We start from the raw sequence: 21,611 nt of genomic DNA on the forward strand, positions 1-21,611 counted from the left end.
CAAGGGGAACCTTTATGAAGATACTTGAGACGTCCGTTTTTCGAGGTCCTAATATCTATGCAAAGTTCCCCGTCATTCGTCATGTTGTCGATATTGGCATTCTTGAAGATTGGCCGTCTGCCAAGATTGGTGAAGAATTCATCGACAAGTTGCTAGAGGTCTTGCCGGGATTGCGCGATCATGGGTGTTCGTATCGCGAACCCGGTGGTTTCGTGCGTCGCTTGCGCGAGGACGAGGGCACATGGATGGCCCACATATGGGAACATATGTCGATAGAACTGCAGAACGTCGCTGGACTAGAGGTCACGTTCGGGCGGACCCGCGGTGCCGGTGAAACCGGTGTCTACAACATGGTCTTCCAATATGAGGAAGAAGAAGTTGGGCTACGAGCCAGCCAGCTCGCTCTCGATTTCATTCACAACTTGTTGCCGCACAAACTGGTCGAAAATGGCGAACATGTTGCGGATTTTGATTTTACCTACGAAATTGAGAATTTCATCAGGGCGGCGCAGCGCAAGGCATTGGGACCATCGACCGCGTCTTTGGTGGCAGCCGCAGTCGGACGCGACATTCCGTGGATGCGTTTGAACGAATACAGCCTGATCCAGCTTGGCTACGGCAAATACCAAAAGCGCATTCAGGCGACGATCACGTCCGAAACTGATTACATCGCAACCGATTTGGCATCCGACAAAAAGGCGACCAACCGCATTTTAGGCGACTTGGGCCTGCCTGTGCCGCGCCAGATCGCAGTCACCAGTCCCGAAGATGCTATCAGGGCGGCCAATCGCATCGGGTATCCGGTGGTGGTTAAACCGCTAGACGGTAATCATGGAAACGGAATTTCTATCAACCTCAAAGAAGATCACGCCGTGTCTGAGGCGTTCGGTTTCGCGTTGGAATACAACAAACGCGGCGCCACGGTTATCGTCGAAACGTTTATTCAAGGGCTCGATCACCGGATGTTGGTGATTAATGGCAAGCTCGAAGCCGTCTCAAAACGCGTGCCCGGCCATATTGTCGGAAACGGCAAAAACACTGCAGCGGAACTGATTGAGATCGTGAATTCCGATCCACGGCGCGGTGTCGGCCACGAAAAAGTCCTAACACGTCTTGAGTTGGACAAAACGGCGACGATACATCTTGCAGAAGTAGGATATGACGAAAACTCGGTTCCCAAGGACGGCGAAGTCGTATTCTTGCGATCAACGGCGAACCTATCCACTGGTGGCACCGCGGTCGACGTGACCGATATCGTCCACCCCGACAACCGTAATATGGCGGAACGCGCGATCAAGGCGATTGGGCTTGATATAGGTGGCGTCGACTTCCTGTCAGCTGACATTTCACAATCCTACAAAGACAACGGCGCGGGCATCTGTGAAGTCAACGCAGCACCTGGATTTCGGATGCACGTTGCGCCAAGCGAAGGCAAATCTCGCGATGTTGCAGGCGCTGTGATGGAAATGTTGTTTCCGGCAGGCACACCAAGTCGTGTACCGATTGCGTCAATTACCGGCACCAACGGCAAAACCACCGTGTCGCGTATGGTCGCGCATATTCATAAACTAAGCGGCAATATGGTTGGTCTAGCGACCACCGACGGCGTTTATATTGACGGAAATTTGACGGTGAAGGGCGACCTCACTGGACCGCGCGCAGCGCAAATGATCCTGCGGGATCCCACAGTTGATGCGGCGATCCTTGAAACCGCGCGCGGCGGGTTGTTGCGCAGCGGTCTGGGCTATGAGCGATGCGATGTTGGGGCAGTTCTAAACATCCAAGCCGATCACCTTGGCCTGAAAGGCGTTGAAACTATCGAAGATTTGGCGCGGGTCAAACGGATCGTCATCGAAGTGGCGACAGATACCGCCGTCCTGAATGCAGATGATGAACTGTGCCTGAAAATGGCGGAACACACCAAGGCAGACCACATCTGCTACGTGACGATGAACGCCCATCACCCGTTGGTGCGCGAACATGTTCGCATTGGCGGGCGTGCGGTCGTGCTTGAACAGGGCATGAACGGCCACATGATCACCATCTATGAACATTCATCGAATATTCAGCTGATGTGGACCCACCTGATCCCAGCAACAATTGACGGCAAGGCGATGCACAATGTGCAAAACGCGATGTTTGCGGCGGCGATTTGTTATTCGATGGGTAAGTCACTTGAAGATATCCGGCAGGGATTACGCACCTTTGCGACGTCATACTTTCAGGCTCCGGGGCGTCTGAATATCTTTGAAGAACACCCTTTTAAGGTCATTTTGGATTACGGTCATAATCCAGCGGCCATCGAAGCCATGACCAAGCTGTGCACACAGTTAGAACCAAAAGGGCGCAAGATCATCAGCTTTTCGATGCCCGGTGATCGACGCAACGAAGACTATGCTGCTGCTGCCGCAATCGTTGCCGGTAAATTCGACCACTATATTTGTCGTGTTGACGATGGGCTACGTGGACGAGGACCGTCAGAAGTGCCTGATTTGCTGCGCGAAGCGTTGATCGAAAATGGTGTCCCAGATGACCTGATTCAGGTCATCCCCGACGAAGTCGAGGCCGTTGATGCGGCGCTGAAAATGGGGCAAACCGACGACCTTGTGCTGCTGTTCGGCGACAACATTGCGCGGACTTGGAAGCAGGTGATCTATTTTAACCGCCCGCAAGGAGAAACTGAGGCCGACGATAAGACAGGGTCAATGGCGCCAGTTGCGGAACCGTCAACAACGATCAACGACGCCGCGTCAGACCCACTTGCTGGGGCGACCCCAGTGGACGACGCCCCTGACTTTCCAGAAAGCGTGTTGGTCGGCGGGATGCGTATGATCCGTGACGCGCGCGGCGTTCGGCTGGAAAACTTCGAGGATGAAGACAGTGACTGAGACTGACCTTATTAACCTTCGTCGCCTCACTGGTGCCAATTTCCTGATGACAGACGTTGGGGCCGCAGCTGAAGCAACCATACCCGATGAAAACAAGGCATTGGTGCTGTCGATCTGGCGAAATTCAGCCCGTGAATTGCTTGACGGCGTTGGTTGGACACAGAGCAAAATTGCTATGCGTGCGTTTGATGGTGGCGCGACACTGCAGGTGAGCGCGCCGACGGATGCCTTGCATGCGGCGACCGCGCTGGTCGATGCCTCTTGGTGCGTGACGCATGAAAAGCTGGGGGGAAGACCGGTTGATGTCGCGGCGATTACCAATGGTTTGCGTCAAAAAATCGCGGATGAAGTGTCGCCAAAAGAAGTGGCGTTGGCGGACCACGCATCGGCGCATGGCCTGACGTATCTTGGTCATGACGACAAAATTTCGCTCGGATTGGGCAAAGGGTCCAAGGTCTATGATATTGCCGATTTACCGGATCCGGATGCAGTGGATTGGGACAGTTTGCACGACGTCCCCGTTGGAATGGTGACAGGTACGAACGGCAAATCCACCACTGTTCGCCTGACGGCGGCGATCGGTGCGGCGGCGGGTAAATGCGTTGGGATGTCTACCAGTGATTGGGTCCGTGTTGGCGGCGAAATATTGGACGAGGGCGATTATTCAGGCCCCGCAGGTGCGCGCCTTGCGCTGCGAGACCCGCGTGTTGACCTGGCAATCATTGAAACCGCGCGTGGCGGTTTGATGCGACGCGGCTTGCCCGTTCCGACGGCAGACGCCTGTTTGCTGACCAACGTAGCGGCCGATCATTTGGGAACCTATGGCATCATGGATGTCACAGCTTTGGCGGACGCAAAGTTTCAATTGTCCGATGCAATCCGCCCCGGTGGGCTATTGATTTTGAACGCCGATGACCCTGAGCTGGTCAAGAGAGCAGCGCAGTTTTCGGGCGACATCACCTGGTTCGGGCTTGAATTTGATCGCGCTATTTTGGACATCTGGATCATGGGCGGCGGTCGTGTGGCATTCGTTGAAGATGGGCAGATGGTTCTCGCGCGCAACGGCATTGTCGAACCTGTTTTGGCTGTGGCGGATTTTGTGCCGGCCTTGGGCGGTGCTGCAAAATTCAATGTTTACAATGCATTGGGTGCAATTTGTCTTGCCGATGCATTGGAATTGCCGATTAATGCAATGGCGAAGGGTCTGGCAGGCTTTACCGACACACCGGACGAAAATCCGGGGCGCGGTAATTATGTGAAGGTTGGCGGCCTTAACCTTTTGATTGATTTCGCCCACAATCCGCACGGGGTTCACGCCTTGTCATCTGCCATTAAATCAATTCCCGCAAAGCGGCGTTTGGTGATTGCCGGACAAGCGGGGGATCGCAGCGACAAAGACACCTGCGACATGATCCAAGCGATATGGACCTTTGAACCGGATATGGTGGTCGTGGCGGAACTTCCAGATTTGCTGCGGGGTCGTCAGCTCGGTGAAATGACCACAGTGATGGTAGACGAGCTCAAGCGACTGGGGTCTGGCCACGACAACATCATCACCACCGACACCGAATATTCGGCAGTCGTCAGGGCGATGGAATGGGCACGCCCAGGCGATTTTCTTGCGCTGTTGGTGCATGATGACCGCATTGAAACGATGCAGCTGCTCGACAAATTATCCAAAGCGGGCTGGCAAGCCGGCGATCCTTTACCGGCCTAGCGCGGATCTAGGGTTCAGGTTCAAACACCTGCACGACAGGGTTCATGGAGTTGGAAACAGCGGCGCGTTTCATGCCGTCGCTGTTATAGGGCATCGCGATATGTCCGGCAGCATCAATCGCAATCAGCCCACCATCGCCGCCAAATCGCGCAACGTCGTCCAGCACAGCGTGACACGCTTGCATCAACTTGACCTTGCCGTAGCGCATACGCGCGGACACGTCGTAAGCAGCGTTTGCGCGCATGAACGCTTCGCCCAGACCCGTGCACGACACCGCGACCGTGTCATCAGCCCATGTACCTGATCCGATAATCGGCGTATCGCCGACACGACCAACGCGCTTACCAAAGGTGCCCCCCGTAGACGTGCCAGCCGCCAATTCACCATGAATATCAAGTGCAACAGCCCCAACGGTGCCGTGATTGGCCTCCTCGTTGGACCCATGCGACACATGTTCTGAATAGTAGGTATCAGCGTCGTCAACTTCCGCCAGCCCAGCAGCCCGAGCCGCCATCTGCGCACCAGCGCCCGCCAACATAACGTGGCGCCCGTCATCCAGCACGACCTTGGCCGCGCGAATGGGGCTTATGATGCCCTCAATTGCGGCGACGGCACCTGCGCGCCGTTCCGGTCCATGCATGATCGACGCATCCAATTCAAATCCGCCCAGCGAATTCGGTGCTGATCCTTTGCCTGCGACATACAACCCTGACGCCTCCATCTCCTCAATAGCCCAAGCAACAACGTCCAAGGCCGACTGCCCGTCCACAAGCATCCCCTGCCCTGCGGTGATCAGCTGTCGCATATGTTCTTTTTGAACTGTGTAATCCACGCCCAATCTCGCGCCAGCGCCACCGTGAAGTACCAATGCGTATGTCATGTTCGATCCATTCTTATTTAGGCAGGGTGACAACAGCGGCTCGCCATAAGTTCGATTTGGCTGGTCCCTGTGCAAGCACATACAAAACGCAGCCGGATCTTTGAAGTCATCAACTGTGCCTTGTAACGCCTAAAACTTGCCGCAATGGTCATTCGGCAGGAACAACGTGGCGTCCCATTCCACTACATTTGATGTCTGCCTTTTCAGGAAACGTCCCCCCAGAGAAAAGGCGTGAAAATTTGTCCTCACTCGACATCACCGTTATTTCTTGATCAAGTCGGCGTAAGGTTCGCACCACCTGTTTGATGCGATCAACGCCAGCGCAACCGGAGGCATATGACCGACAAACCCATCATCGTGATCGGCGCAGGGATCTGTGGCGTATCCACCGCAATTTGGCTGCAACGATCCGGTCATTCGGTACTTCTTATGGACAAGGGGCTGCCGGGTATGGGGGCGTCTTACGGAAACGCAGGCCTGTTGGCGCAATGGGCAATTGCACCAGTGACGTCGCCATCGTTGTGGCGGGAGGCTCCGAAGTACTTGCTGGATCCAAACAGCCCCCTTTTCATGAAATGGTCCTATTTTCCAAGACTTCTGCCATGGCTTGGCAAGTTTTTGTCGCATGCAACCGATGCCGCGACCCGACGCATCGTCGCAAGCCAGATACCCCTCATTTGCGATGCGGTGGATCAGCACAAATCACTCGTGCGCGGTACTGATCTGGAAGGCTGGGTGTCTGACAGCAAGTTTAGCTATGCGTATAAATCCAAAGCGCATTTTGATGCTGATGCCTACACGTGGGGCCTGAAAAAATCCGCTGGTTTTGAACCCACGCTTGTGACAGGCGGTGCCGTGCAGGAATGTGAACCAATCTTGGGGCCCGCTGTTCAGTGTTTGGCAGTTCTAGAAGGCCAAGGCCATATCGTGAACCCGGGTCAATACATCACCGAGTTGACCAAATATTTCACTAAGAAGGGTGGCAAATTCATTCAGGCAGAGGTCCGCGATCTGCACAAAATAGATGGACGCATTTCCCATATTGAGACTGACAAAGGGTCATTCGAGTGTAGCCGGGCCGTGATAACGGCTGGCATCTGGTCAAAGGACTTGATGAAAAAGATTGGCTTAAAAGTACCGCTGGAAGCTGAGCGCGGCTATCATGTTATATTTGAGAACCCGTCAGAAATACCACGCAATCCGATGATGATTGCCGCTGGCAAATTTGCGGTAAATCCAATGGATATCGGCTTGCGATGCGCCGGCACTGTTGAACTTGGGGACCATCACGCAGGCCCAAGTGCCGCACCAATCAAGCTGCTCATGCGGCATGCGAAAGAGGTTTTTCCCAACCTCACCTATTCGGGAACTCAAGAATGGATGGGATTTCGCCCATCCACACCGGACAGCCTCCCGTTGATCGGCGAGCTAGGGAATTCAGGAATTTACACTGGATTTGGCCATCAACACATCGGTTTAACGGCTGGGCCTAAAACCGGTCGCCTCATCGCACAGATGATCGACGGCAATACGCCAAACATCGATATGTCACCGTACGCACCGGAAAGGTACGTTGTGTAATCCACATTCAGACTGCGAATGGGTTCGGGCTCGTTTCGTCGTGTGCGCCACAATGGGTGGGCCATACAGATGTCTGCATTGGCGCGCCTGCTATGTAAATTTCCGGAATAACTTTGTTTGATCAAACATGACTTCCAATGTCTCCATCCGTTCTTTGGTCTCGCCCCAGTTCAGATTTTGAACGGACGAAATCATCGTTTCAATCAAAAGCATGGTGGTCGCCGCGGAATCCCATGCCGATGGAACAACGATCCGGCAACTCAAACTGATGTCAGCCAGATGATGCACAGGTGAACGCCACTGATCAGTGAACAAGATGATCTGGGCACCAAGGGCGTGGGCCATTTCAGCCAGTTTTAGGGTGTTGTTTTCGTAGCGGCGCACATCGAAGATGACAAAGACGTCGCCCTTTTTGGCATTCAACAGATAGTGCGGCCACGTGTTTGATGTGGACTGAACATGCGTCAGATTGGGTCGAATGACCTGCATGTGCAGGTAGAAATATTCCGCCAAAGTATGGGTGATCCGCCCGCCGATAATGAATAGATGGCGTGATTGATCCGCGACCAGCCCACAGGCTGCATCGAACTCGACAGGGTTAATCTGGCTTAGGGTTAAGCGGATATTGTCCATAACCGCATCCGTAAACCTGTTTAAAAGATGTTCGGATGGGGCGGCCTCCGCCCACATGTCATGCTTGGCAATCGGGTTTTTCACCTTGGCGCGCAGTTCCTCGCGCAGTTCCGCTTGAAAGTCCGGATAGCCTTTATAACCTAGCTTTTGCACCATCCGTGCGACGGTCGGGACCGATACGTTTGCATCCTTGGCAAGGGCCGTTAACGGACCGAGACCGGATGCAGGGTAATTTTCAAGGATCGACAGGGCCAGTTGGCGTTCAGCGCGCGTTAGATCATCCAGCTTTTGCTGGATGCGGTCTGATATTGTCTGCGTCGCCTCGGCCATCAATGCCTCCATTTTGTTCCTTTTATATCAAAGCGACCCTATCTGTGAAATTACTTTCACAATTTTATTGACTCTTATCGGGCCGAGCAAGCACGCTGTGATCAAGGAGCCTAGATGAATCACCTTCAGCGAGCCATACCACACGACCCGGTTTTGGTCCTCAATCCTGAGGGGCGATCGAATGTGGTCGTGGTGTGCGAACATGCGAGCCGGTTTATTCCACCCGAATTTGAAAATCTCGGATTGGATGACCTCGTGCGGCAAAGCCATATTGCGTGGGACCCCGGCGCGCTGGGCGTTGCTCATGGTTTGGCAAAATGCCTGGACGCAAAATTGATCGCATCAAACGTGTCGCGGCTGGTCGTGGATTGTAACCGCCCCCCGTCGGCGCGTGATGCCATGCCCGAGCGAGGCGAAACGATGGATGTTCCGGGAAATATGAACCTAACGGCAGCGCAACGCGACAAACGAACCAGCCGTTATTATGATCCGTTTCACGCCAGCCTTGGTGCGGCCATTGCAGCCATTCAAGACCCGATCGTCGTCACTGTGCATAGCTTCACGCCGATCTTTCATGGAACGCCGCGCAACGTCGAAATAGGCATTTTGCACGATGATGATGATCGCCTTGCCAACGCGATGATCCAAGTTGCGCCGTCCCATACGGATTTGAAGGTGGCGATAAACGACCCTTACGGCCCGAAAGATGGCGTGACCCACACCTTAAAAGAACATGCGATCAAGGTCGGCCACCTGAATGTGATGCTGGAAATCGGCAATGACCTGATTGCTGACGCGCAGTCGCAGGACGCCATGGCAACGTGCCTTGCCAAATGGCTGTCGAATGCCCTTGCCATTTTGGGCGTGTCGGAGGGCGTACAATGCTAGCCCTAATGCAGCGATTTATCCGCGCTGTTGACGCTGTAAACTACCGCGTCGGGCGCGTTATCATGTACGGTATCTTCGTTCTGATGGGGATTTTGCTGTGGTCATCGATCAGCAAAACGTTCTTTTTGCCGACCCTTTGGACACTGGAAATGGCGCAGTTTGTGATGGTTGCCTACTACATCCTTGGTGGCCCCTATTCCGTCCAGCTGGGGTCCAACGTGAGAATGGATTTGTTGTACGGCGAATGGTCAATCCGCAAGAAGGCATGGTTCGATCTGTTCACCGTGCTTTTCCTTATCTTTTACCTTTGCGTCCTGCTGTACGGGGCCGTTAGTTCAACAGCCTATTCACTGGGTTATTGGGGCACAGAACCGTTCTCGTTCTTTAGTGGACTGGTCACCGGCGCGGAAGAAATCGGTCACATGGAACGCTCGCCAACCGCATGGCGTCCCTATCTGTGGCCGATTAAATCAATCATGATCTTGGGAATGTTTCTGATGCTTTTGCAATGCCTGTCGGAACTGTTCAAAGATGTCTTGCGCCTTAAGGGTGAATCGATCTGATGTCATATGAATTGATCGCAACCTTAATGTTCTCATCTATGATGCTAATGCTGCTGACAGGCCAGCGTGTGTTTGGCGCTATCGGCTTTATCGCAGTTGCCGCAGCACTGCTGCTGTGGGGTGACAAGGGCGGCTTTGACATCGGGTTTTCTGCGGCCATGAAGCTGATGAAATGGTACCCGCTTTTGACACTGCCGATGTTTATTTTCATGGGCTATGTGCTTTCGGAAAGTAAGATTGCCGACGACCTGTACAAGATGTTTCACGTCTGGATGGGTGGTCTGCGCGGCGGGCTTGCGATCGGCACAATCGGACTGATGGTGCTGATTTCCGCGATGAACGGTTTGAGTGTGGCAGGCATGGCTATCGGGTCCACCATCGCCCTGCCCGAACTTTTGAAACGCGGTTACGACAAACGAATGGTCACCGGCGTGATTCAGGCGGGGTCAAGTCTGGGCATTCTTGTACCACCCTCGGTGGTGCTGGTCCTTTATGCGATGATTGCGCGCCAACCTGTCGGGCAGCTGTGGCTGGCAGGGGTCATTCCGGGCCTGATGATGGCCGCGCTGTTTATCATCTACATTGTCGTGCGCTGCCGGATAAATCCGGTGCTTGGACCAGTTTTACCCGCCAGTGAACGTGACATTCCACGTGCCGAAAAACTGCGTTTGCTGCGCGCGGGCTTGCTCCCCGTCTTGATCTTTGCGGTGATGATGGTGCCGTTCGTGCGCGGGTGGACATCGCTTGTGGAAAGTTCGGCCATTGGCGCGATTGCCGCCTTCGTCGCTGCGGTGATCAAGGGCCGCATGACGCGCGAGGTTTTTGAAAACTCGGTGCGCAACACCCTCGGTATCACCTGTATGTTCATGTGGATTATCCTCGCGGCGTTGGCGTTCGGTGCCGTATTTGATGGGCTGGGTGCGGTCAAAGCGATTGAGTTCGTATTTACTGACCGCTTGAACCTAAGCCCTTGGACCATTCTGATCCTGATGCAGCTAAGCTTCATCTTGATGGGCACGTTCCTTGACGACACTGCAATGCTGGTGATCGTCGCGCCGCTTTATGTGCCGCTCGTTGGGGAATTGGGTTTCGATCTAATCTGGTACGGCATCCTTTATACAATCACGACGCAGATCGCTTATATGACACCGCCCTTCGGCTATAATCTGTTCCTTATGCGGGCAATGGCCCCGCCAGAAATCACCCTTCGCGATATCTATTCATCGATCACACCTTTCGTGCTGATCATGGTTCTGGCGCTTGCCTTGGTCATGGTCTTCCCCGGCATCGCCACGTGGCTCCCGAATTACGTGTATAATTAACCCAATAAGAACCGCCCCAAGCGGTCCAAATTCAACCAAGGAGAAAAGACATGACTTCTAGACGCAAATTTATCCAAGGCGCGGCCGTTGTTCCAGCCGCAGCTCTGGCAACGCCAGCTCTCGCGCAGAATACGATCAGATGGCGCATGCAAACCTACGCCGGCGCAGCGCTTGCGGCCGAGGTGATCGTGCCCGCAATTGAAATGTTCAACAAGATCGCGGGCGATCGCATGCAGATCGAATTGTTCTTCGCAGACCAGTTGGTCCCAACGGGTGAGTTGTTCCAAGCAATGCAGCGCGGCACAATTGACGCTGTGCAATCGGACGACGATTCAATGGCATCCCCAACCGAAGTGACTGTTTTTGGCGGCTACTTCCCGTTCGGATCACGCTATTCACTCGACGTGCCAGTGCTGTTTAACCAATACGGTTTGAACGAAATCTGGGGCGAGGAATACTCTAAAGTTGGCGTGAAACACATCAGCGCAGGTGCATGGGATCCGTGCCATTTCGCCACCAAAGACCCGATCCGCAGCTTGGCTGATCTCGAAGGCAAGCGCATCTTTACGTTCCCGACTGCTGGACGTTTCCTGACACGCTTTGGCGTCGTTCCGGTCAACCTGCCATGGGAAGATATCGAAGTGGCGATGCAAACCGGCGAACTTGACGGCATTGCGTGGTCCGGCATCACCGAGGATTACACCGTCGGCTGGGCGGACGTGACCAACTACTTCCTGACCAACAACATTTCGGGCGCATGGGCGGGATCGTTCTTCGCCAATATGGATCGTTGGAATGAATTGCCAGACGATCTGCAAACGCTGTTTCGCGTCTGCTGTGATCAATCGCACTACTACCGTCAGTGGTGGTATTGGGGCGGCGAAGCGAATTTGCGTGTCAACGGTGACAAACTGCAATTGACAACAATTCCGGACGAAGAATGGGATACCGTTGAAGCCGCAGCGCAGGAATTTTGGGAAGAGATCGCCGCTGAAAGCGATGTTAAACGTCGCGTGGTTGATATCTTCAAGCAATACAATGCTGATATGGTGGCGGCAGGACGCCCCTACCGTTACGGCTAAACAGACCCTCTGGGGGCGGCGTTGCGTCGCCCCCGAACCATTCTCGCGAAAATTGGATAAAACATGCCCGGCACACTGACATTTGACGACCTGAAATCCCGCGTGGCGGACGGATCAATCGATACCGTCTTGGTGTGTTTTGTTGACATTCAAGGCCGCCTGACGGGCAAGCGTTTTCATGGCGTTAACTTTGTCGAAACCTCGTTTGAAGAAACCCATTGCTGCAATTACCTGCTGGCCACCGACCTCGAAATGGCGACGCCAGATGGCTATGCGTCAACCAGTTGGGAAATGGGCTACGGCGACTATGTCATGAAGCCAGACCTTAGCACGATCCGCCCCGTTCCTTGGCTGGACGGCACCGCGATGGTGCTTTGTGACGTCCTCGATCACCACACACATCAACCCGTCCCCCATTCGCCGCGTGCAATCTTGAAGAAGCAAATCGCGCGGCTTGAAGCGCTGGGGTTCGAGGCAAAGATGGCGACCGAACTTGAATTTTTCCTGTTCGAGAAAAGCCTTGATGACATTCGCAAATCTGACTTTCGCGATATGCAGCCGATCAGCGGCTACAATGAGGACTACAACATTTTCCAGACCACCAAAGAAGAAGACGTGATGCGGCCAATCCGCAACCACCTCTTTGCGGCGGGTCTGCCGATCGAGAACACCAAAGGCGAGGCTGAGGCGGGTCAGGCGGAACTGAACATCCGCTACGCCCCCGCGCTCGATTGTGCCGATCACCATTCCATCGCCAAACACGCCATCAAAGAAATAGCGTGGCAAAATGGCCGCGCCGCAACGTTTCTGCCCAAGTGGCACAAAGACCGTGTCGGATCTTCCAGCCATGTACACCAGTCGCTGTGGAAAAATGACGACGCAGCGTTTTTTGACAAGTCGGCAAAGCACGGCATGTCCGAGGTGATGTCGCATTACATGGCGGGATTGATTAAATATGCTCCCGATTACACCTATTTCCTCGCGCCCTATGTGAACAGTTACAAGCGTTTTTCAAAAGGCACCTTTGCGCCGACCAAAACCGTATGGTCCGTGGACAACCGGACGGCGGGGTTCCGTCTGTGTGGTGAAAACACCAAGGGCGTGCGGGTCGAATGCCGCATAGGGGGGGCCGATCTAAACCCTTATCTTACACAGGCAGTGATGATCGCTGCAGGGATTAAGGGGATCGAAGAAAAGATGGAATTGGCCCCCGCAACGACAGGTGACGTCTATGAAGACGCCAAGGCCGCTGATATCCCGCAAACTCTGCGCGCAGCCACAGAAACGTTGCGAGGCTCGCAATTCTTGCGCGAAGCCCTCGGAGATGATGTGGTGCACCACTACACCCGCGCCGCCGAGTGGGAACAAGAAGAATTTGACCGCGCCGTGACCGATTGGGAAATCAAACGCGGCTTTGAAAGGGCTTAATTGTCATGACAATCCAATGCATCTCACCCATCGACGGCTCAGTTTATGCGACGCGCGAGACGCTGTCGCGGACGGACGCAGATGCCGCAGTAACACGCGCAAAAACCGCGCAGTCTGAATGGGCGGCGCGCCCCTTGGCGCAGCGCATCGTGCTCGTTCAGGCAGGCGTTGCCGCTGTTGGTGCCATGAACGACGAAATCGTACCGGAAATCGCGCACCAAATGGGCCGACCAATCCGCTATGGTGGTGAATTCGGCGGTTTTAGCGAACGCGCCAGTTACATGGCCGAAATCGCTGAAACGGCTTTGGCTGACATTGTGGTCGAGGACAGCGATGCATTCCGCCGTGTGATCAAACGTGTGCCGCACGGGATCGTTCTTGTCGTGGCTCCGTGGAATTACCCCTATATGACGGCCATCAACACAGTCGCCCCTGCCCTCATCGCGGGTAATGCGGTCTTGCTGAAACATGCGTCACAAACGCCGCTGGTTGGCGAACGGATGGTCGCGGCGTTTCAGTCCGCGGGGGTCCCTAAGGATGTGTTCCAGAATGTGTTTCTGGATCACCAAACCACGTCAGACCTGATCGCAGATCGCGCTTTTGGCTTTGTGCATTTCACAGGGTCCGTCGGCGGAGGCAAGGCGATGGAACGCGCCGCGGCGGGTACGTTCACCGGCATCGGGCTGGAACTTGGCGGCAAAGATCCGGGCTACGTGATGGACGATGCCAATCTGGACGCCGCAGTCGATACATTGATTGACGGTGCGATGTTCAATTCTGGCCAATGCTGTTGTGGGATCGAACGGATTTATGTCCACGAAAGCCTGTTCGATGCTTTTGTCGAAAAAGCCGTGGCGATCGTGAACGGCTATAAGCTTGGCAATCCACTGGACCCAGAAACGACCCTTGGTCCGATGGCCCATGTGCGCTTTGCCGATGAAGTGCGCGCGCAAACTGCGCAAGCTATCGCGGCGGGTGCCACGGCACAGATTGACCCAGCTCTTTTCCCGCAAGATGGTGGAGCCTATCTGATGCCGCAAATCCTGACAGACGTGACCCACGACATGCGGGTCATGCGCGACGAAAGTTTTGGTCCGGTGGTCGGCATCATGGCAGTCAAGGACGACGCCGAAGCGATCCGTCTGATGAATGACAGCAACTTTGGCCTCACCGCATCGTTGTGGACCCAAGATGCCAAACGCGCCGAAGACATTGCCGATCAGATCGAAACCGGCACCGTGTTTATGAACCGCGCCGACTACCTCGATCCGGCGCTGTGCTGGACAGGATGCAAAGACACCGGACGCGGCGGCGGGCTATCCGTTATCGGCTATCACAACCTGACCCGTCCAAAATCATACCACCTTAAGAAAGCCTAAAAACAATGAACATTTCCGCAAACTGGTCCTACCCAGCCGCCATACGTTTCGGTGCGGGCCGTATTTCCGAAATCGCAGATGCCTGCGCCGTCGCTGGGATCACAAAACCCCTGTTGGTCACTGACCGTGGCCTCGCGAACATGGAGATCACGACCAGAACGCTTGGCCTGCTGGAAGCTGCGGGTCTTGGCCGTGCCATTTTCAGCGATGTTGATCCAAACCCGAACGAAAAGAACGCCGCCGCAGGCGTCAAAGCCTACAATGAGGGCGGCTATGATGGTGTCATCGCCTTTGGTGGCGGATCCGGTCTTGATCTGGGTAAATTGGTGGCGTTCCTCGCCGGACAGACCCGCCCTTTGTGGGACTTTGAAGATGTTGGAGATTGGTGGACTCGCGCAGACGCCGACGCAATCGCACCGATTATTGCGGTTCCAACGACGGCTGGGACAGGGTCCGAAGTTGGACGCGCATCGGTTATTACAAATTCTGTAACCGAAGAGAAAAAGATAATCTTTCACCCGAAATTCCTGCCCACAGTTGTCATCTGCGACCCAGAATTGACCATCGGCATGCCGAACTTCATCACCGCAGGTACCGGCTTGGACGCCTTTGCCCATTGTGTGGAAGCGTTCAGTTCGCCACATTACCACCCGATGAGCCAAGGCATGGCACTTGAGGGCATGCGTTTGGTCAAAGACTATCTGCCGCGGGCCTACGCCGATGGAACAGATATCGAAGCGCGATCCCATTTGATGTCAGCTGCCATTATGGGTGCGACGGCATTTCAAAAAGGCCTCGGCGCAATCCACGCCCTGTCACATCCCATCGGCGCGATTTATCACACACACCACGGCACGACGAACGCGGTGTGTATGCCAGCCATTCTTCAATTCAATAAAGCCCCGATTACCGGCGTAATTGGGCAGGCTGCCGACTACCTTGGCATTTCCGGCGGTTTTGACGGCTTTTGCGCCTATGTCGATGGTCTAAATGCGTCACTTGGCATCCCCAAAAACCTCGCGGGGCTTGGGATCGAAAACCCCGATATTGACCGCATTGTGAACGGTGCACTGAAAGACCCTAGCACAGGCGGAAATCCTGTTAAGATGACGCAGGAAAACACGACTCGGCTTCTGCTCGATATTATCAATGCATGACCTTTCACAGCCGGCAATTTGGGCGTAAAGATTGCTTTTTCTGCTTGGTGATGTCGTAAATATTTCACGAAGGAACACTATGGACTCTCTTTAGACAGGTTGCCTCAATGGCGGCTATCACCCCTCGATTAGATGGAGATTTACTATGAAATTCGGACTGCTCTCAACGACAGCACTTGTCGTCGCTCTTGCTGCATCCTCGGCTTCCGCTGAAACTTTGCGCCTTTTGACCTGGGGCGGCTACGCACCCGAAGATGTTATTGAATTATTTGAGGCCGAAACTGGCCACACGGTTGAAGTCACAACATCCAACAATGAAGAAATGATCGCAAAGCTGCGGGCCACAAACGGCGGCGGTTTTGACCTTGCGCAACCGAGCCAAGACCGGATCGCGAGCGCGCAAGAAGAATTCGGTATCTACAAGCCGATCGACATGTCCCGCGTGGACGGCGCGCAATTCATCCCATCGATGCTCAGTGCGACAGCGACAAATACGACATTTGACGGCGAAGTCTTTGGCCTGCCCCACGTTTGGGGCACCAGTGGTCTGGTGGTTAACACCGCTGAGGCCAGCCAAGTTGTCGACTATACCGACCTATGCGATGAATCTGTTGCGGGTGATGTATCCTACCGCTTGAAGCGTCCGACACTTATCGGATTTGCCCATGCAATGGGCCTTGATCCATTTGCGGCATATTCAGATCTGGATGCCTATCAGGGCATTCTTGATCAAGTCGAGGAAACGCTTATCGCATGTAAGCCCAATGTAAAAACCTATTGGGACGGCGGCGATGAGATCAAGAACCTGTTGCGCTCCGGCGAAGTTGTCGCAGCAATGGCGTGGGATACCGGCGGTTGGCAGCTGAATGCGGACAATGCAGACATCACGTTTGTTGCGCCTGCGTCCGGTGCGCTTGGCTGGATCGACACCTTCGTTTTGCCGTCACGTGGTCGGGCTGATGATGCAGCCTACGACTGGATCAACTTCGTCATGCGCCCTGACATCGCAGCAATGATCACCAATACGGCTGGCAATTTTACAGCCGCAGTTGACGGTGACGCGGGTGTAAATGCAGACTTGAAAGCGCGCTACCAAGCGAGCTTTGATCAGGCGTCCATCGACAACATTAAATGGTATCCGCCAGTGCCAGCTGGTCTGGAAGCCTTGGAAGGTGCCACCCTAGATCGCATTAATGCTGCGAACTAAATACCTGTCTTGAACCAATAAGAAGGGCGCAGATCGCGCCCTTCTTTGTGACTTTGAAAGGTCCAGATCGATGGCCCAAACAGCCGACCTTGAATGCCGCGATCTGACCAAAGATTTTGATGATTTCCGCGCAGTCGATCATGTCAACTTCGACGTACCGCAAGGCTCGTTTTTCTCGATCCTCGGGCCGTCTGGCTGTGGTAAGACCACGCTGCTGCGGATGATTGCAGGATTTCAATTTCCAACCAGTGGCGACCTTTTGATCAAGGGCAATTCGATGATTGGCGTCGGACCCAATAAGCGTCCGGTTTCGATGGTGTTCCAACATCTGGCGCTGTTCCCAATGATGAACATCGGGAAAAATATCGGCTTCGGGTTGCGCCAGCGCGGTGTATCCACGTCAGACATTAAAACGCGTGTTGGGCGGGTGCTTGAACGGGTCGGATTGCCCGGTATTGAAGACCGCCGCATTGACCAGCTGTCAGGTGGGCAGAAACAACGTGTGGCAATTGCACGCTGCATGGTGCTGGAACCGGATGTTCTGCTTTTGGATGAGCCCCTCGGCGCACTTGATTTGAAACTGCGTGAACACATGAAAATTGAACTGAAAACCCTACAGGCCGAATTCAACACGACCTTCGTTTACATCACTCACGACCAATCCGAAGCTTTGGTGATGAGCGATAAAATCGCCGTTATGAACAAGGGTCGTTTTGACCAAATCGGCACGGCCAAAGACCTTTATTATGACCCCGCCAATGCCTTCGTCGCGGGGTTTGTTGGCGACTCGAACCGGTTTGAGGGCAAGGTGAAAGCCCTAAACGGGCAGATTGTCTCGCTCATCACTGACGGCGGTGTCGAACTTCACGGACAGGCCACAACGCGGGTTCCTAAAATTGGGCAGCGCGCGCAAATCTTCGTGCGGCCAGAAGCAATCCAGCTGTCCAAAGATCCAGTTCAAGGCGGCGGCCCCCCGAACGCAAGCGAACGTGTCGTAGACAGCGTATTGTTTAATGGCGCCAATAGTATGGTCATTCTGCGCGACCCAAAATCAGGCGAAACGATCCAAGTCACCCTGCCCCAGACTGGCGAATTTCTTAGTCTTTCGAAGGGTGAAACCGTTTACACCAGCTGGAACCCCACACAGGCGCGCTGTTTTGCGACCGAGGGTCAATAGATGGTGTCTGACAAATCAAAGCTCGGATTTTACCTGCTCTTGTCGCCGCTGCTGCTGTGGCTGGTGACATTGATCATCCTGCCCCACATCGGTCTGTTCTTCGTCTCGATCAGCGAAAAGGTGGGCGTGCGAGAATATGAAACCGGTCTTGGCAACTACGCCGTTTTCTTCAATGAACCCCTGTATTGGCGCACATTTGCGCGCACGGCATATATGTCCATCTTCACAACGGTCCTGACATTGCTATTGGGATTTCCGATTGCCTATTATATCGCAAAGCTGATTCGCGGCCGCGCGAAAACTACATTGTTTTTGATGTGCCTGATCCCGTTCTGGGTGTCTGAATTGGTCCGCACTTTTGGTTGGATGATCCTGCTGCGCGAAACCGGCGTATTGTCCAGTTTCCTGCAATATACCGGCGTTATCGATGGTCCAGTCGAATTTTTGTATAATGACGGTGCCATCATGGTTGGCCTTGTCTACACATCGATCCTGTTCATGATTGTGCCCTTGGTGACGACCCTCGATAGCCTTGACGACAGTTTGATCGAGGCTGGATATGACTTGGGCGGGTCTGGCTGGTCCATCCTGCGCGAGATCGTGATCCCACACGCCATGCCAGGAATTGTGTCCGGCTGTATTGTGGTATTCATGCTGTCGCTCGGCAACTATCTGACGCCGATCCTGCTGGGGGGCAAAGACAGCCTGTGGTTCACCGGCCTGATCTACACCCAGTTTATCACCCGCTTTAACTGGGAACTCGGCTCGGCTTTTGGCTTCCTCCTGTTGGGCCTGTCATCGACGATTGTATTCCTTGGGCTAAAGCTGTCACGTCAATCCCTGTCCGACACGTTAGGACGATAAATGATCCCCACCGTTCCACAGTCTTCTGCCCTAAAATGGTCCTACCGTGCCTATGTGACATTGTTCTTCATCTATCTCGCATTGCCGCTCACGGTCGTCTGCGTCTTCGCATTCAACAACAGCGTTTTCCCGTCACTGCCGTGGGAAGGCTTCACCATGAAATGGTTCTTCGGGACCGAAGCGCCATTCATCGGGGTGTTTCACGAACGCTCAATTTTGCGCTCAATCGGGACGTCAGCGTTTGTTGCAGTCTGGGTTGCCGGACTCGCTGTCGTCGTTGGTACCTGCAACGCGTTTCTGTTCGTACGGCATGATTTCCGCGGCAAAGGCCTTTTGTACATATTGATGCTACTGCCTTTGATCATACCGGGTGTCATCCTTGGCATCTCAATCCTGGTTTTTGCCAGCTCAGTCGCAAACACGCTTGAAGACGCGACCGGCCTTTGGTTTGACGGGTTACGCCCCGGTTTGATCCTCGTGATCTTAGGCCAATTTTCGTTCATCACGACCTTCGCAACATTGGTGATCCTAGCGCGATTGCAAAAGTTCGATCTTAGCCTTGAAGAAGCCGCGCTGAACCTCGGGGCGACCAAATGGGGCGCTATCCGTCAAGTCACTTTGCCGTTCTTGATGCCCGCGATCGTCGGCGCTGGCGTCGTCGCCGTGTTGATGAGCTTTGAAAACTTCAACACAACTCTGATGCTCGTCGGGTCGGATTCGCCTTTGACAATTACCATGTTTGACAAACTCAAGCACGGCTCGACACCAGTTCTAAACGCAGTATCGCTGCTGTTGATTATTGTATCCGCCGCGCTTGGATTGCTGTCGCTGATGTTCCAAAAGTCAAAATAAAGGGGCGTCGCGTCAACCCGACCAATGCCAGATCAAGTGTCGGCATAATCTTTTCAGGAACGACTAACCGCGAACAGGTGTAACCGCACCATTGATACCGCAGCTTGACTGTTCTCGGCTCCGGCTGGTGCCCAGTTCCGCGGTAGCAATTCATCCAGCCTGTTAATCTAGTGTTCATGGATACCGTCGAGGATGTCGGCGATATACGCCTGTGGATCGATGCCATTCAGCTTGGCGGTCACAATTATGGTCATGGCGCGGGCGAGTGTCCCAGCCCCGGTATCGGCCCCTGCAAATAGCCAATTCTTCCGCCCTATTCCAATCGGACGCAGGGCCCGCTCGGCTGGATTGTTGTCGATAGCAACACGGCCATCGGCCGGGAACAAGCTGAAGGCATCCTGCCGACTGAGGCCATATCGGAAAGCTTTGGCGAGAACGCCCTTGCCCGGAATGCGCAGGAGTTGTTGTTCGGACCGGGCAAAGAAGGCCGTGACCTTTGACTGGCTCAGTTTTTGACGCGCGGCATGGCGGACGTCGGCAGACTGGCCGTTGATGTTACGCTCAACATCATAGAGCTTGCCAATCCGATCAAGCGCCTCGCGGGCGATCTCGGATTTGGTTGAGGTCCAAAAATCATGGAAGTCGCGCCGCAGATGGGCCCTACAAGCCGCTTCGCGCAAACGCGGCACACCACCCTGTTCAGGAGCGTAGAGTTTGGCATGGCCCTTGTAACCATCCATTGCCCTGCAGGGCATCGCACCGCGATGTCCCGAGAGGGGCCTGAAGGATGCCACGTGCATTGGCCAGATGGCTCAGGACGTGCTCTTCCTTCCAGTTGGGCGCAAACCGATAGACGGCACCGGGTGGAGATGATCCCGCCCGTCCGCCATTGGCCCTCGAACCGATGGCGGCCACATGGCGAATGGTCTTGTCACGCACATAGGCCCAGATCCGGCCTTGTTTGCCCCCTTTGCCAAGCCCCTTGTCGCGTAAGGAGCGATCCAGCACCCGGATTGGCGTATCGTCCACTGCCCGGCAGGGCATGTTTACATGCCCGAGAGGGGGCATTCAGCAGATTGCTGCCCATGATGTCGGCCTCGATCCTCTCAATCAGCGGTGACAGGGTTTTCATGGCGCGGCCACCCGGGGCTCTGCCCGTTCTCACCTCAGACTGTCCACCGGACAGTCTGTCGCTTCGCGAACCGGCGTTCACCCAACCGACAAGTGTACTCTCGGGGATGTCCGCGCCCATGCGCGCGAAGATTTCGTGTTGGCGATATAAAGGAAGGTGATCGTCAAACTTCGAGACGAGAATGTGGGCCAGCAGGTTTGGGTCCCACTGCCCGGCAGGGCATGTTTACATGCCCGAGAGGGGCCATGCTGCCGGGGATGGGGCGGCTTGGTGCGGGCTCCTGCAGCATCTTTTCGCAGCGGCGGCAGGACTTCTTGATGCGGGCGACCTGGATCACCTTCATCTGCGCGGCGATCATATCAAACAGTTCACTGACATCCTCGCCCATCGCACCAGAGGTGCGTGATAAATTATGCACGCCTGTGTCGCGACACGTAAATCGCCGCCGCAGTCAGGGCAGCAGGTGCCAGGATCAAGCTCAAGGCGCTCGCGCAGGGTTGCGTCAAAGACACGTGGACGGCGGCGCAGGGG

Annotated in this window: 16 protein-coding genes and 1 pseudogene; 14 read left to right on the forward strand and 3 right to left on the reverse strand. The window is 54.6% G+C overall.

From position 1 onward, the window contains the following. Positions 1-14: 14 nt before the first annotated feature. Together cphA and OA238_RS18870 are read left to right on the forward strand one after the other, a co-directional pair. Positions 15-2,888 (forward strand): cyanophycin synthetase, encoded by a 2,874-nt coding sequence (gene cphA / locus OA238_RS18865; protein WP_015496414.1) that lies wholly within the window; start codon positions 15-17, stop codon positions 2,886-2,888. Beyond that, positions 2,881-4,605 carry a Mur ligase family protein gene (locus OA238_RS18870; RefSeq protein ID WP_187293073.1) on the forward strand — a complete coding sequence of 575 codons (1,725 nt, stop codon included), beginning with the start codon at positions 2,881-2,883 and terminating at the stop codon, positions 4,603-4,605. The genes cphA and OA238_RS18870 overlap by 8 nt, the downstream gene beginning before the upstream one ends. 7 nt (positions 4,606-4,612) lie before the next feature. Here the strand turns inward: OA238_RS18870 and OA238_RS18875 are convergent, their stop codons facing one another. Next, positions 4,613-5,485: an isoaspartyl peptidase/L-asparaginase family protein gene (locus OA238_RS18875; protein WP_015496416.1), complete on the reverse strand. Its 873-nt coding sequence runs from the start codon at positions 5,483-5,485 to the stop codon at positions 4,613-4,615. Positions 5,486-5,821: 336 nt separating this feature from the next. On the opposite strand from OA238_RS18875, the gene OA238_RS18880 reads away from it, so the two are divergent. Beyond that, the gene (locus OA238_RS18880; RefSeq protein WP_044037183.1) at positions 5,822-7,066 is read left to right on the forward strand and encodes an NAD(P)/FAD-dependent oxidoreductase; all 1,245 of its coding nucleotides are present in this window, start codon (positions 5,822-5,824) and stop codon (positions 7,064-7,066) included. Between the two features lie 90 nt (positions 7,067-7,156). Here OA238_RS18880 and OA238_RS18885 read toward each other — a convergent pair whose 3' ends face one another. Then, positions 7,157-8,029 carry a MurR/RpiR family transcriptional regulator gene (locus OA238_RS18885; protein ID WP_044038533.1) on the reverse strand — a complete coding sequence of 291 codons (873 nt, stop codon included), beginning with the start codon at positions 8,027-8,029 and terminating at the stop codon, positions 7,157-7,159. Positions 8,030-8,143: 114 nt separating this feature from the next. Here OA238_RS18885 and OA238_RS18890 point away from each other — a divergent pair, with 114 nt between their 5' ends. The 11 genes from OA238_RS18890 to OA238_RS18940 all read left to right on the forward strand — a co-directional run bounded on the left by OA238_RS18890 (position 8,144) and on the right by OA238_RS18940 (position 19,948). Further along, complete coding sequence (locus OA238_RS18890; protein WP_015496419.1) at positions 8,144-8,917, forward strand: N-formylglutamate amidohydrolase; 774 nt, start codon at positions 8,144-8,146, stop codon at positions 8,915-8,917. A gap of 5 nt (positions 8,918-8,922) precedes the next feature. Then, a complete protein-coding gene (locus OA238_RS18895; protein ID WP_245581349.1) occupies positions 8,923-9,480 on the forward strand; it encodes a TRAP transporter small permease subunit in 558 nt (185 codons plus the stop codon). Next, positions 9,480-10,802, forward strand: a complete 1,323-nt coding sequence (locus OA238_RS18900) for a TRAP transporter large permease (RefSeq protein ID WP_015496421.1) — start codon at positions 9,480-9,482, stop codon at positions 10,800-10,802. The genes OA238_RS18895 and OA238_RS18900 overlap by 1 nt, the downstream gene beginning before the upstream one ends. Positions 10,803-10,852: 50 nt before the next feature. Continuing rightward, a complete protein-coding gene (locus OA238_RS18905; RefSeq protein WP_015496422.1) occupies positions 10,853-11,884 on the forward strand; it encodes a TRAP transporter substrate-binding protein in 1,032 nt (343 codons plus the stop codon). A 63-nt stretch (positions 11,885-11,947) separates the two neighbouring features. Then, entirely contained in the window at positions 11,948-13,312 is a 1,365-nt protein-coding gene (locus tag OA238_RS18910; protein WP_015496423.1) for a glutamine synthetase family protein, read from the forward strand. A 5-nt stretch (positions 13,313-13,317) separates the two neighbouring features. Beyond that, complete coding sequence (locus OA238_RS18915) at positions 13,318-14,691, forward strand: aldehyde dehydrogenase family protein (protein ID WP_015496424.1); 1,374 nt, start codon at positions 13,318-13,320, stop codon at positions 14,689-14,691. A gap of 5 nt (positions 14,692-14,696) precedes the next feature. Next, positions 14,697-15,848 (forward strand): iron-containing alcohol dehydrogenase, encoded by a 1,152-nt coding sequence (locus OA238_RS18920; RefSeq protein ID WP_015496425.1) that lies wholly within the window; start codon positions 14,697-14,699, stop codon positions 15,846-15,848. 145 nt (positions 15,849-15,993) lie between these two features. Then, positions 15,994-17,055 (forward strand): extracellular solute-binding protein, encoded by a 1,062-nt coding sequence (locus OA238_RS18925; protein ID WP_015496426.1) that lies wholly within the window; start codon positions 15,994-15,996, stop codon positions 17,053-17,055. A 70-nt stretch (positions 17,056-17,125) separates the two neighbouring features. After that, positions 17,126-18,232, forward strand: a complete 1,107-nt coding sequence (locus OA238_RS18930; RefSeq protein ID WP_015496427.1) for an ABC transporter ATP-binding protein — start codon at positions 17,126-17,128, stop codon at positions 18,230-18,232. Continuing rightward, positions 18,233-19,096 (forward strand): ABC transporter permease, encoded by an 864-nt coding sequence (locus OA238_RS18935; protein WP_015496428.1) that lies wholly within the window; start codon positions 18,233-18,235, stop codon positions 19,094-19,096. Beyond that, positions 19,097-19,948 (forward strand): ABC transporter permease, encoded by an 852-nt coding sequence (locus tag OA238_RS18940; protein ID WP_015496429.1) that lies wholly within the window; start codon positions 19,097-19,099, stop codon positions 19,946-19,948. 53 nt (positions 19,949-20,001) lie between these two features. Here OA238_RS18940 and tnpC read toward each other — a convergent pair. Beyond that, a pseudogene (gene tnpC, locus OA238_RS18945) lies at positions 20,002-21,611 on the reverse strand (IS66 family transposase); the annotation flags it as partial.

This window comes from Octadecabacter arcticus 238, from assembly GCF_000155735.2.
Lineage (GTDB): Bacteria > Pseudomonadota > Alphaproteobacteria > Rhodobacterales > Rhodobacteraceae > Octadecabacter > Octadecabacter arcticus.

Coding starts and splice junctions, on each gene's coding strand:
- cphA (WP_015496414.1), top strand. CDS start 15: ATGAAGATACTTGAGACGTCCGTTTTTCGAGGTCCTAATATCTATGCA.
- OA238_RS18875 (WP_015496416.1), bottom strand. CDS start 5,485: ATGACATACGCATTGGTACTTCACGGTGGCGCTGGCGCGAGATTGGGC.
- OA238_RS18880 (WP_044037183.1), top strand. CDS start 5,822: ATGACCGACAAACCCATCATCGTGATCGGCGCAGGGATCTGTGGCGTA.
- OA238_RS18885 (WP_044038533.1), bottom strand. CDS start 8,029: ATGGCCGAGGCGACGCAGACAATATCAGACCGCATCCAGCAAAAGCTG.
- OA238_RS18890 (WP_015496419.1), top strand. CDS start 8,144: ATGAATCACCTTCAGCGAGCCATACCACACGACCCGGTTTTGGTCCTC.
- OA238_RS18895 (WP_245581349.1), top strand. CDS start 8,923: ATGCAGCGATTTATCCGCGCTGTTGACGCTGTAAACTACCGCGTCGGG.
- OA238_RS18900 (WP_015496421.1), top strand. CDS start 9,480: ATGTCATATGAATTGATCGCAACCTTAATGTTCTCATCTATGATGCTA.
- OA238_RS18905 (WP_015496422.1), top strand. CDS start 10,853: ATGACTTCTAGACGCAAATTTATCCAAGGCGCGGCCGTTGTTCCAGCC.
- OA238_RS18910 (WP_015496423.1), top strand. CDS start 11,948: ATGCCCGGCACACTGACATTTGACGACCTGAAATCCCGCGTGGCGGAC.
- OA238_RS18915 (WP_015496424.1), top strand. CDS start 13,318: ATGACAATCCAATGCATCTCACCCATCGACGGCTCAGTTTATGCGACG.
- OA238_RS18920 (WP_015496425.1), top strand. CDS start 14,697: ATGAACATTTCCGCAAACTGGTCCTACCCAGCCGCCATACGTTTCGGT.
- OA238_RS18925 (WP_015496426.1), top strand. CDS start 15,994: ATGAAATTCGGACTGCTCTCAACGACAGCACTTGTCGTCGCTCTTGCT.
- OA238_RS18930 (WP_015496427.1), top strand. CDS start 17,126: ATGGCCCAAACAGCCGACCTTGAATGCCGCGATCTGACCAAAGATTTT.
- OA238_RS18935 (WP_015496428.1), top strand. CDS start 18,233: ATGGTGTCTGACAAATCAAAGCTCGGATTTTACCTGCTCTTGTCGCCG.
- OA238_RS18940 (WP_015496429.1), top strand. CDS start 19,097: ATGATCCCCACCGTTCCACAGTCTTCTGCCCTAAAATGGTCCTACCGT.